This is a genomic window from Arthrobacter pigmenti (genome assembly GCF_011927905.1).
Classification (GTDB): Bacteria; Actinomycetota; Actinomycetes; order Actinomycetales; family Micrococcaceae; genus Arthrobacter_D; species Arthrobacter_D pigmenti.
The window spans coordinates 1,954,522-1,965,987 of record NZ_JAATJL010000001.1 but is presented as its reverse complement, the minus strand read 5'-3'; the positions used below and the strand labels follow the sequence as shown (position 1 = coordinate 1,965,987).

The window sequence follows — 11,466 nt, the reverse complement described above, 5'->3', positions numbered from 1 at the left end:
GGGTTGTCCATCATGCGGAAAGATTGCCTACGCTATTCCCATGACTTCATCGAGTATCAACGTGGCAGTTATCCCCGGCGACGGCATTGGTCCGGAGGTGATCGCCGAAGCAGTGAAGGTGCTGCGGAGCGCCACCGCTTCGGCCGACGCCGAGCTGGACCTGACCGAGTACAAGCTTGGCGCGGAGCACTGGCTGGCAACGGGGGAGACCCTTACCGCCCAAACGCTGGAGAAGCTGCGCGCCCATGACGCCATTCTTTTCGGGGCAGTCGGAGCGGCTCCTGGGGACACCCGTATTCCCTCGGGACTGATCGAGCGCGAAATGCTGCTCAAGTTGCGCTTCAGTCTTGACCATTATGTGAATCTGCGCCCTTCCAGGCTTTACCAGGGAGTGGCAAGTCCGCTGGGCAATCCCGGCGAGATCGACTTCATCGTTGTCCGTGAGGGCACCGAAGGACCGTACGTCGGCAACGGAGGATCGCTGCGGACGGGTACCCCGCACGAGATCGCAACCGAGGTCTCCATCAACACCGCCCACGGCGTGGAACGGGTGGTCCGCGATGCCTTCCGGCGCGCGAGTGAGCGTCCCCGCAAGAAGCTCACGCTGGTACATAAGCACAATGTCCTGGTCTATGCCGGCCACCTCTGGAAGCGCACCGTCGAGGCCGTTGCAGCCGAATTCCCGGAGGTGACCCACGACTACCTGCACGTGGATGCCGCAATGATCTTCCTCGCCACCGATCCTGCCCGCTTCGACGTGATCGTCACCGACAACCTGTTCGGGGACATCATCACGGACCTCGCTGCGGCAGTGACCGGCGGCATCGGGCTCGCGGCATCCGGCAACATCAACATGGACCGCACGGCGCCGTCGATGTTCGAGCCGGTCCATGGCTCCGCCCCCGACATAGCGGGGCAGCAGAAGGCAGACCCGACCGCCGCGATCCTCTCCGCGGCGCTCCTCCTGCATCACATGGGCTTTGCCGAGCAGGCGGCGAAGATCGAGCAGGCGGTGGAGAACGACGTCGCTGCCCGGTCAGCGACGCCGCGAACCACCGCGGAGATTGGCGATGCTATTGCCGCCGCTGTGTCCTAAGCTGGTTAGGAAGCATTAACTGACTAGCGACATTTTTGTCCGACAGCGTGGAGGAACCATGACAGCTACCCAGCTGGAATTCGCCCAGCACCCGTCCGCCAGCCCTCGAACGGAGGCGGAGCGCGAAGCGATTCTCGCAAACCCGGGGTTCGGTAACCACTTCACCGACCACACCGTCGTGGTGGACTTCACGGTTGATGATTCGGGTGAGGGCGGCTGGGGTAATGCGCGGCTCGAGGCGTACGGCCCCATCGCCATGGATCCCGCAGCTGCAGTGTTGCACTACGGCCAGGAAATCTTCGAGGGCATGAAGGCATACCGCCATGCGGATGACTCGATCTGGACCTTCCGTCCGGAGGCCAACGCGGCGCGTCTTAACCGCTCCGCCGCGCGGTTGGCACTCCCGCAGCTGCCGGAGGAGATCTTCCTTGAATCACTCCGCCAGCTGGTCGCCGCAGACAAGGAATGGGTTCCCACCCGGGACGGTGAGAGCCTCTACCTGCGCCCCTTCATGATCGCCACGGAAGCCTTCCTCGGCGTTCGGCCCGCCCGCGAGGTTTCCTACCGCGTCATCGCCTCGCCGGCTGCAAACTACTTCGGCGGGGAACTGGCTCCGGTCTCCATCTGGGTCTCACGGAACTACGCGCGTGCCGGCCGGGGCGGAACGGGTGCGGCGAAGTGCGGCGGCAACTACGCGGCGTCGCTCGCTGCCCAGCTCGAGGCAGAAGCACACGGCTGCAAGCAGGTCCTCTTCCTGGACCAGTTCAACAACAACGCCGTCGAGGAACTCGGCGGCATGAACGTCTTCTTCGTGTTCAAGGACGGATCGCTGGTTACCCCGTCATTGAGCGGAACCATCCTCGAGGGCATCACCCGTTCCTCGATCATCCAGCTGGCACAGGACCGCGGACTGAACGTCCAGGAACGCACCATCACCCTCGATGAGTGGCGGGACGGCGTTGGCAGCGGCGAGATCACCGAGGTTTTCGCGTGCGGCACCGCCGCAGTCATCACCCCCATTGGTGAGCTGAAGGACGGCGACGACGTCATCAGCGCCCCCGATCCCTCCGCGGGTGAGGTCACGATGTCCATCCGCGAGCAGCTCCTGGGAATCCAGACCGGCGCGGTGGAAGACCCGCATGGTTGGCTGACGCGCCTCGTCTAGCACAACGGATACGCACACAAGCCCGGCCTCTCCCGAAAGGGAAGGCCGGGTTTGCGCGTGAGGGGCTAGGTGTACTGATCAGACAGGTTGGTGCTGAGGTAGCCGCCGGCACGCAACAGTTCGGTGATGTCGGGTTCGGGGAGCGGCTTGCTGAAGAAGTATCCCTGCCCGCTGACGTTGCCCAGTGTGCGCAGGAATTCCGCCTGGTCCCGGGTTTCGATGCCTTCGAACACTGCGCCAAGCCCGGCTGCGCGGATCAGCTGAAAGACAGCCGCCACGAAGTCCGGTTGCCAGGAGCCTGTGGCCGGTTCGCGGAGGATGGAGCGGTCCACCTTCACCATGTCCACCGGCAGGCGCCGAAGGTAGCTGATGGAGGAGTAGCCCGTCCCGAAGTCGTCGATCTCGATGCACACGCCCAATTGTTTGAGGCTGAGGAGTGAGTACGTCTCAACTTCGCCTCCGCTCACCAGGGCGGACTCAGTGATCTCGATGACCAGGGACTCGGGCGGAACTGCCATCCGCTTCAGCAGGCCGCGCACGAAATCCACCATGTCCAGCTGGCGCAGCTCGATGGCCGAGATGTTCACCCGTATCTGGAAGTGCTCCGGCAGGGCGAGGGCCGCACGCCAGATGGCGTACTGCTGCAATGCCGTGGCCATGACCCAACGGTCAAGGTCGGAAATGGCTCCGATTTCCTCGGCGAGGGGTATGAACGAGTCCGGGGCGATCATTCCCCGGGTTGGGTGCTCCCAGCGCACCAGGACCTCGACGCCGTTGATGGCGCCGTCCTGTAGGTTCACGACCGGCTGGTAGTGCACGCACAACTGGTCGGAACCAATCGCGTCGCGGAGTTCGGCCGCCATCAGGGTGCGCAGCTGCCTGTCGTAGAGCATCACGGGCTCGAAGGTCCTGATGGTGCTGCGGCCCTCGTTCTTCGCCGCGTACATCGCAGTATCCGCCTCGTGCAGCAGCGATTCGGCGGTGTGGTCCGCGCTGGCCAGGCGTAGGCCGATGCTGGCGCGGGAGTACACGCTGAATTCTTCGACGTCGATGCTCTTGGCGAGGACGTCGAGGGTGCGGTTCGCGACTCCCAGCGCAATCTCCATGGTGGCTTCGGAGACCAGGATGGCGAACTCGTCACCGCCCAGCCGGGCAACGGTGTCCGTGGCTCGCACCACTCCGCGCAGCCGTTCGGCGACTTCACGCAGAACGTCGTCGCCGGCGTCGTGTCCGAAGCGGTCATTGACGTTCTTGAACGAGTCGAGGTCCAGCAGCAGCAGGGCCGGGGGAGCAGCGCCCTCCTTATGCTCGCTGAGAGCGAGGTCAATCTTCTCCACCAGGTCCACGCGGTTGGAGAGCCCGGTCAGCGAATCCGTCATCGCCATGCGCTTCATGTCCAGGTGCGCCTGGTGCAGCATGGCTGTGCGGTTCTCCACGCGCTTCTCGAACTGGCGGTACACCAGTTCAAGCTCTTCGGCGAGCAGGTTCACACCGGTGATGACGGCGTCGACGTCGTCCCGCGCCGGTGAGGTTTCCATCCGGCTGCTGAGGTCCCCGCGGGAGAGCCGGACTATGCCGTCCACCAGCATCGCCAGCCGCGGGTCGCCTTCCTCAGGAGTCATCCGTGTGCTCCAGCAGCCACGCGACGGCGGCGCCCTCGTCGGAGAAGTATCGGGTGGGGCAGGGGGGTGGCCCCCCGCCGAGGAGGAAGTTGGCCAGGACACGGTCCACCGACGTGGCTCCCAGGACGGCGATCGCCGAGGAGGACCGTGAGCTGCTGAACACCGCCCTGGCCTCTCTGCTGAAATTGAGGACGCCGCTGATCACCAGGAGAACCGGCCGGAGCGTAGTGCCCGCTTCATCGCGCGCACGCTGGGCGAATTCCTCCGCCAGCTCCCCCGAAATATGCTGGCCCTCCGGCAGGACCAGCCGGGTGATGGGATCCGTGTCGCTACCGGTGGGCTCCTCCGGCGTTTCCGGACTTTCAATGTGTTCCAGCGAGACTGCATTCATGGTGGCCGTCCGCCTTCCTTCCTGGTGCGCCGGGGGTATGACGCGGTTTGGTCCTACGGAACTAACGTACAGAAATACGACGACGGCGGTCGTTGCTTCCGCGCATGTCGCGGTTCAGTCTCCGGTCACCGTGGTAGAGAATTGCTTCCCAATCAGCTTCCTCCGGGGCTTTCTGGACCACCGGTGATATCTCCGGGCGGGGCTTCCTGGGCTCCACGTACAGCCAGTTCAGGACGCCCAGCACGGTGTCAACAAGCGAGTTCTTCAGGCCGATGTACGCGCGGATGGCGTAGAAAGCGAGCAGTGCGTTCAGGGCCGCAAAACCGGCGTTGACCCAATTTTCACTCACTACATCGCGCCAGACGGTGAACAGCGAGAAGGCGACGATGAGGAATGGAACCACCACGTAGAGCGCGGGAGCAGCCGTGCGGTCCTTCACCTTCGGCGTGCGCACGAACGGGATTTTTTCCCCGGTGAACGCCTGCTGGATGGATTTGAGAACTCCGGCGAGGTTCACGGGCAGGAGCACGATGTTGAAGCCGTAGATGCGGAAGATGTCGCTGAAGCGGTGACCGCAGTCGCGCAGGTCGCTGCCCATGGCGAGGAAGTAGGGGAGTGCGGCGACGAACACCAGTGGGCTGAGCAGGCGGCTGTCGTAGGGGTAAGCGAGCAGGAAGAGCAGACCGAAGCTCGCCCATGCGATGGAGGCCATGTAGTTGACGCGCAGCAGTACTTCGCGGAAGAGGATCCGTTCGCGCCGGTGCCTTCGTTCACGTAACTGGTTCCACAGTTTCGGCAGGATCAGCAGCCCGCCGTTGGCCCACCGTCGCCGTTGAACCACGAGCGAGCCGAAGTCAGGCGGCGTGGCGCTGTAGCTGAGCCGCTCCGGGTAGTTGACGAGCGTCCATCCGTGCGCACCCAGGTCCACGCTCGACTCGGTGTCCTCGATGACGGTCCGGTCCTGGATATAGGTCTTGATGTCGAAGCCGCCAACGTTTTCCACCTCGACGATGTCCTCGATTGCCCGCTTCCGGATGACGGCGTTGGCGCCAACCCAGAAGGTGGCGCCGTAGTAGCTCATTCCCTGATGAAGGATGTGCTGTATGTCGGTTGTTGCCCCTGCCACCCGTTCGATCCGCGTTGGCGCGCCGCGGAAGGACGAGTACGGGGTCTGGGTGACGGCGACGCGCTCGTTGCCGGGTGTCTCGAGAAGGTGGACAAGACGAAGGCAGTAGTCGCGCAGGAGCAGGGAGTCGGCGTCGAGCGTCAACAGGTAGGTTGAGTCCGGGATGTCGAGGTCGTCGACGTGCGGCTCGGTTGCAGGCCGGAGAACGACGCCGTTAGCAGCCTTTTCCTTGCGCCACCGGCCACCCATGAGGGAGATGTACGCGTTCAGGTTCATCGCCTTGTTGGCTTCGTGCGAGAGTGACGCGTACAGCTTGCGCTCGAAGGTATCCACCCGCACCGTGAAGATCCGCTGAAGCCGCACGTAGAGCTCGGTCATCCGGTCCGAATCCGGTGATGACCCCTGCGCAAGTGCGGCGTTGAGGGCAAGAATGCTCAGGCGCAATTCGCGGGCGAGGCCCATCAGCACCAGGTCAACGAAGAATTCATCGACGTGGTCAGCCACCGCCTCGTTCTCGGCCATGGTTTCCAGCCAGCCCGCTGCGGCTTCGTACTCAGCAATCAGGCGCGGGAGTTCGTCGTCGTGCGTTGACTCTGTCTGGAGGCGTTCACGGAAGCCGGCCAGCGCGGCTTCGAACCGCATAGCGGGTTCGAGCAGTTGACGCTCGATATCACCGGCCAGCGCGCGGGTGGCCTCCAGCCGGGCCCGGATCAGCGGATCCGTGGGGTGCGGGGGATCGTCAAGCAGGAGCGTCACCCGAAGGTCGGGGAATTCCTGAAGCGCCGCAGACCACAGCGTCGCCCTGACAACGGCGGGCTCTTCCGCGTAGGAGGGCACCAATACGGTGATGCCGTGGGTGTAATCCGCGAAGTGGCGGTCCAGCTCGCCGCGCGGCACCCTGCGGTGGTCCCGGAAGCGGTAGAGCGCACCCTGCCGCGCGAGGAGGTACATGAGGGCTGAGAAGGTCAGGAAGGTGACGACCACCAGGTAGAACACCGCTTCAAGCTGGAACCTGAAGTCACCCGAAGGGTTCTCGGAGAGCTCCCGCAGGACGGTGGAAATGACGTAGGCGGTCCACCCGAGCACGGTGACCGCAATGCCCAACCGGCCGAGCGCGATCTTTCGGCGCGAGGGTTGGGGATGCACTATGGAGAGCGGCTCCGAGCGCTTCTCCGATCCCCACTGACGACGCCGCGTTCCTCCGGTGGACTCCGCCGAAACGGCATCCACGGAAGCAGTTACGGAAACATTCTGTTGCATCCGCCCCCCACCTGCTCGAAGGACCTCCCCATCGGATGGCCCTGATGTGTGTGATTGCCGAATCAGGTCAGGTGACGGTCCTGCTCGAACGGCGTGTCTCACGTGAATGCACCAAGGTGACGGCCCGGCGCTGCAGCGTGTGACGGACGAAACAGTACCACCATTTTGTGCCGGGTCATCAGGGGCGTTACGATACGGCACACCGTTCGGAATCCGAACGGTCTCGTACCTGGGGGACCCATGTCCAAACGTTTTCCCGGCCGCCGGCTTTCGCCGGTCCGGCTTTCCATAGTCGCTGCCATCACCGGTGCACTGGTTGTGTCCACCGTTGTGGGGTGGAACCGTTTCGAGGATGTCCGTGCTGCCGCCGGCGGCGGGTCCTGGTTCGCCGGTTACGTCGATGCGACCGCCACGCCGCTGTACCCGTTCGAGCAGCCTGTCTCCGAGCAGGGCAGAAGTGTTGTGCTGTCATTCATCGTGGCTGATCCGCAGGAGGGCTGCACGCCATCCTGGGGTGCCGCCTATTCTCTCGACGAAGCACAGACTGAACTGGACCTTGATCGCCGGATCGCTCGCCTTACCCAGGATGGAGGTGAGGTTGCAGTGTCATTCGGGGGACTGCTCAATGACGAGCTCGCCCGGACCTGCACCGATGTCCGGCAGCTGGCCGCCGCCTACCGGACTGTCGTCGAGCGCTATGACCTGACCACGATCGACCTGGACATCGAGGGTGAGGACCTTGCCGACGCCGAGGCCGCCGCGCGCCGGGCCGAGGCCGTAGCGCTGCTCCAGGAGGAGCGCCGTGCCGACGGCGAACCCCTGAACGTGTGGTTGACGCTTCCGGTTGCGCCGTCGGGCTTGACCGTCGGGGGCACCGATGCAGTGACCGCGATGCTCGACGACGGCGTGGACCTTGCGGGCGTCAACATCATGACCATGGACTATGGCGGAAGCCGGGAAGCCGGCGTGTCCCAGCTCGATGCCTCCATCGCTGCGGCCCGTGCCACCCACTCCCAGCTTGGCGTGCTCTACGACCGTGCAGGCACCAGCCTCGGTCCGCAGACCCTCTGGAAGAAGATCGGCCTGACACCGATGATCGGTCAGAACGACGTTCCGGCGGAGGTCTTCGACCTGGAGGCCGCTGCTGCCTTCAACGCTTTTGCCGTTGAGACCGGAGTCGGTCGCATGTCCATGTGGTCCCTGAACCGGGATGCCACGTGCAGCGACAACTACGGTGATGTCTCACTGGTCTCGGACAGCTGCAGCGGAATTGAGCAGGATGGCGTGCTGTTCGCCGAACTGCTGGGTGCGGGGTTCGAGGGGCGCGCTGCAACGCTGAACTCGGTGCCGACAACTCCGGAAGCGACGCCGGAGCTGATCGTTGATGACCCGGAAACCAGCCCGTATCCCATCTGGTCGGAGGAAGCCACCTACGTTGCCGAGGACCGGGTGGTGTGGCGCGGGAAGGTGTACGCGGCGAAGTACTGGACCAGCGGTGACGTTCCGGACAACCCGGTTCTGCAGGCCGCGGAGACTCCCTGGACGCTGATCGGCCCGGTGCTGCCGGGGGAGAAACCCCTTCCGGTGGTGACTGCCCCGCCTGAGACCTACCCGGGCTGGGACGCAGAGAAGGTCTACGAGAAGGGCGACCGGATCCTCTTCGACGGCCATGTCTTCGAGGCGAAGTGGTGGAACCGCAGCGACAGCCCGGAGGCCGCATTGCAGGCTTCCGACTCCTCACCGTGGCGGAAGTTCTCCAGCGAAGAGGTGAAGGAACTGCTCGACGAACTTCAGTGAGCCTCTCCGGTTAGAGGTCTGCGGAGCGGTGAAGGTCCTCGATAAGATTCCCTACGTGTGCCTCGCGGTCCGGCGATCCTGACTGTCGAAACAGTTCCTGGCTCTTCTCCAGCTGGAACAGCCCTTCGAGCGAATCGCCGGAGCGGGCCAGAGCCTGCCCCAGCAGCATGTACGCCTCGGCTGCCGTCTGGCTGGCGAGCAGTTCCGACGTTTGGCAGATTGGGCGAAGGCGTTCGACGGCGGCATCGTACTGCCCCGTAAGGAACAGCCAGTGGGCGCGTGTCAGGGACAGTTCAAGCTTGTCACGCTCACTTCCACCCACAATCGACGCCGCCATCTCGGCCCGCTCGATGCACTCAAGCGTCTCGGGCTCGACGACGCCGCCGGCGAGACGCAGTGCCGCTGACGCGCGGTTGAATCGCGCCCATAGGTCGAGGTCGTTGGAGGGAGATAGATTGTCGGCAGCCTTCCGGTGATAGAGCGTCCCGTTCTGGGAGTCCCGTCGAAGGTACGCGACGTTTCCAATCACCCAGAACGCTTTCCCAGCGGTCTGTGCGGTGGTTTCGGGGGTGATGAGTTCCGCTAGTCGCAGGCATTCGCTCCAGGCGTCGTCGATTTGATCGCTTTCAGCGAGAGCAGCGATGAGCGCGTGCTGGGCTCCAATGTGAAGTTCGGCGGAATCCGCGGCGCTGCTCGCCATCTCGACTGCGTGCCGAGCTTCCTGGGCCGCCTCGGCGAGATGGCCCTGTCCCTGCAGCGTTCCGGCGAGGAAGGTAGAAACGCGGGCGGCGAGATCAGGATAACGCAGAGTCAGCGAATCTTCCCGCAGTGATTCAGCCAGTAACTGAGCATCCTGGAAAGCACCATCTCTCTTCAGGCACTCCGCCTGGAGGAAAGCCATATTCCAGCGTGCGCTGTCATCGCCGCCCGCCTCGGCGGCGTCCTGTGCCTCCCGCGCAATCCTGCGGGCCGACTGGTAGTCGCGCTGGGACCAGGCATCGCGGGCGCGAAGTTCGAGGAAAACGTGCTCGCCGGGTTCCTGGACTTGATTCATGGCCCTCACTTCGATGGTGCTTTTGTGGTTGCCCCCGGACTTATTCTGTCAGCTTCGGGCATCCAAACGACATAAGAATGAGGGCAAAATCCCTCCGATTCCATAACGGCCGTAAAAAACTGCGGAAAAGATGAGACTTTGCGTACCGGGTTACTTGAGAGCGATCCATATACTGAGGGGGCTGTGCAACGTTGAAGGCAATCGGTCTTCCGCGTCCATCGAGATGACTAAGGGAACAAGCATGAAGAGAGTCTCCGCAACACTGTTGCTGACTGCGCTGCTTCTGGTTGGGGGCGGCACGGCTGCTCAGGCCGCGAAGGTGGGCAATTGGCCGGACGGCAGCACGACCACGAAGGTCGGCAATTGGCCGGACGGCAGCACGACCACGAAGGTCGGCAACTGGCCAGACACCTACTCCACCAATGTAGGTAACTGGCCGGACTAATCGGTACGGCTTTGTAAACCATCAGCTGACCGTGGAGGACAGAAACCCTGTTCTCCACGGTCAGCTTCTTTAACGGCGTTTCCCCTGCGGATTCAGGCCCGCATGCCTGCGACGATTTCGCGCACGTGCGCCGCGCGGTCGTGGGCTCCGGCGTGCTCGAAGCACTGTTCGCTGGTTTCGAAGTGTGCGAGGGCTTCCAGTTCCTCGTCCCGCGCGACCAGCGCCTGGCCGAGAAGGAGGTTCGCTTCTCCCTCGGTCTGCTTGGAGAGAACTGAGCCTTCCGCGCAGATCGGTCGGAGCCGCTCGATGGCTGCGTTCAACTGCCCGGTCAGCAGGAGCCAGTGTGCCCGCGCAAGCGATAGCTGCAGCTGATCCCGTTCTGTTCCGCCAACAATGCTGCTTGCGACCTCCGCACGCTCGATGCATTCGAGTGTTTCTGCATCCACCACCCCGGCGGTGAGGCGCAGGGCCGCCGAAGCCCGGTTGAAGTGGGCCCACAGTTCAAGATCATTGTTCGGCGACAGTTGTTCGGCTGCCATGCGGTGGAAACGGGTGCCGTCGTCCACCTGATGCCTCATGAACGCGACGTTGCCGATCACCCAGTACGCCTTACCCGCCGTCTGGGCGTGAATGGCCGAGGTAATGAGGGTGGAGAGGCCCAGGCAGGTGGTCCAGGCGTCGTCAAGCCGGTCGCTTTCCGCCTGCGCGGCGATCAGTGCTCGGTGCGCATCGATCTGCAGCTCCGGGGCACCATTCACCCGGGCGGCGCGTTGGACCGCGGCTTCCGCAGCCTGTACAGCTGCATCCAAATGCCCTAGACCCTGGAGACAAATTGCCGTGAGGGTGTGGACGCGTGCCCCCAAGGCATCGGACTCGGAAGTGATACCGAGTTTTCCAAGTTCGCGAGCGGTCGAAAGTGCGGCTTCGAGGTTGCCTTCCTCCCTGAAGCACTCGGCTTGCAGGAAAGTCATATTCCACCACGCGTGATGGTCCTCCGCCTCGTCCGCAAGTGTGACAGCGATGCCGGCGATGTTGCGTGCCGCACTGTAATCCCGCTGGCTCCAGGCTTCGCGGGCGCGCAGCTCATGCATCACCAGATCACCCGACCGCCGTGCTGCTGCCACTATGGTCCCTCCATCATTCCTGACACGCCTTCAATCCGGCGATGATCACGCGACATGCGCAACTTCCCCGAGTTTATGCGGAAAGCGACCCACTAAACAGTGTGAAAAGCCGAGATACTAAGGGGTGTTGCTTTTTCCTATTGAATCGTATACTGAGTCAACCGCAGCGAATGTGATCCTGCGCACTCCTAGAGAAATGGGGAATCTGCTATGAAGAAGCTCTCGGCAGTACTGCTAGTCACCGCTGCACTTGTCGTCGGAGGCGGCTCGGCCGCCGTCGCAAAGGAAGGTAAGGCTCCGGCCACGTATGCCCCGACGGGCGGCGGAACCACCTACAGCATCATGATCGATAACTGGCCGAACTAACCAGTCTTCAGTCACCACCA

The 11,466-nt window shown here is 63.5% G+C and carries 10 protein-coding genes; 5 read left to right on the top strand and 5 right to left on the bottom strand.

From position 1 onward, the window contains the following. Positions 1-40: 40 nt before the first annotated feature. Positions 41-1,096 carry a 3-isopropylmalate dehydrogenase gene (locus BJ994_RS09075; RefSeq protein ID WP_167993488.1) on the top strand — a complete coding sequence of 352 codons (1,056 nt, stop codon included), beginning with the start codon at positions 41-43 and terminating at the stop codon, positions 1,094-1,096. Positions 1,097-1,154: 58 nt separating this feature from the next. After that, positions 1,155-2,261 carry a branched-chain amino acid aminotransferase gene (locus BJ994_RS09070; protein ID WP_167993486.1) on the top strand — a complete coding sequence of 369 codons (1,107 nt, stop codon included), beginning with the start codon at positions 1,155-1,157 and terminating at the stop codon, positions 2,259-2,261. A gap of 65 nt (positions 2,262-2,326) precedes the next feature. Here the strand turns inward: BJ994_RS09070 and BJ994_RS09065 are convergent, their stop codons facing one another. From BJ994_RS09065 to BJ994_RS09055, 3 genes are all read right to left on the bottom strand, one after another. After that, positions 2,327-3,883 (bottom strand): putative bifunctional diguanylate cyclase/phosphodiesterase, encoded by a 1,557-nt coding sequence (locus BJ994_RS09065; protein WP_167993484.1) that lies wholly within the window; start codon positions 3,881-3,883, stop codon positions 2,327-2,329. Continuing rightward, complete coding sequence (locus BJ994_RS09060; RefSeq protein ID WP_167993483.1) at positions 3,873-4,274, bottom strand: DUF7793 family protein; 402 nt, start codon at positions 4,272-4,274, stop codon at positions 3,873-3,875. The genes BJ994_RS09065 and BJ994_RS09060 overlap by 11 nt, the downstream gene beginning before the upstream one ends. 61 nt (positions 4,275-4,335) lie before the next feature. Then, positions 4,336-6,660, bottom strand: coding sequence for a glycosyltransferase family 2 protein (locus BJ994_RS09055; RefSeq protein WP_167993482.1), 2,325 nt, complete (start codon positions 6,658-6,660; stop codon positions 4,336-4,338). A gap of 240 nt (positions 6,661-6,900) precedes the next feature. Between BJ994_RS09055 and BJ994_RS09050 the strand changes: the two genes are divergently transcribed. Beyond that, on the top strand, positions 6,901-8,457 hold the full coding sequence (locus tag BJ994_RS09050; protein ID WP_167993481.1) for a chitinase: 1,557 nt from the start codon (positions 6,901-6,903) through the stop codon (positions 8,455-8,457). 10 nt (positions 8,458-8,467) lie between these two features. Here the strand turns inward: BJ994_RS09050 and BJ994_RS09045 are convergent, their stop codons facing one another. Then, positions 8,468-9,511 (bottom strand): hypothetical protein, encoded by a 1,044-nt coding sequence (locus tag BJ994_RS09045; RefSeq protein WP_167993480.1) that lies wholly within the window; start codon positions 9,509-9,511, stop codon positions 8,468-8,470. A 241-nt stretch (positions 9,512-9,752) separates the two neighbouring features. On the opposite strand from BJ994_RS09045, the gene BJ994_RS09040 reads away from it, so the two are divergent. Beyond that, complete coding sequence (locus tag BJ994_RS09040; protein ID WP_167993479.1) at positions 9,753-9,956, top strand: hypothetical protein; 204 nt, start codon at positions 9,753-9,755, stop codon at positions 9,954-9,956. A gap of 92 nt (positions 9,957-10,048) precedes the next feature. On the opposite strand, the gene BJ994_RS09035 is transcribed toward BJ994_RS09040, so the two are convergent. Continuing rightward, on the bottom strand, positions 10,049-11,080 hold the full coding sequence (locus BJ994_RS09035) for a hypothetical protein (RefSeq protein WP_167993478.1): 1,032 nt from the start codon (positions 11,078-11,080) through the stop codon (positions 10,049-10,051). A 210-nt stretch (positions 11,081-11,290) separates the two neighbouring features. Between BJ994_RS09035 and BJ994_RS09030 the strand changes: the two genes are divergently transcribed. Then, positions 11,291-11,446: a hypothetical protein gene (locus BJ994_RS09030; RefSeq protein ID WP_167993476.1), complete on the top strand. Its 156-nt coding sequence runs from the start codon at positions 11,291-11,293 to the stop codon at positions 11,444-11,446. Positions 11,447-11,466: the final 20 nt, after the last annotated feature.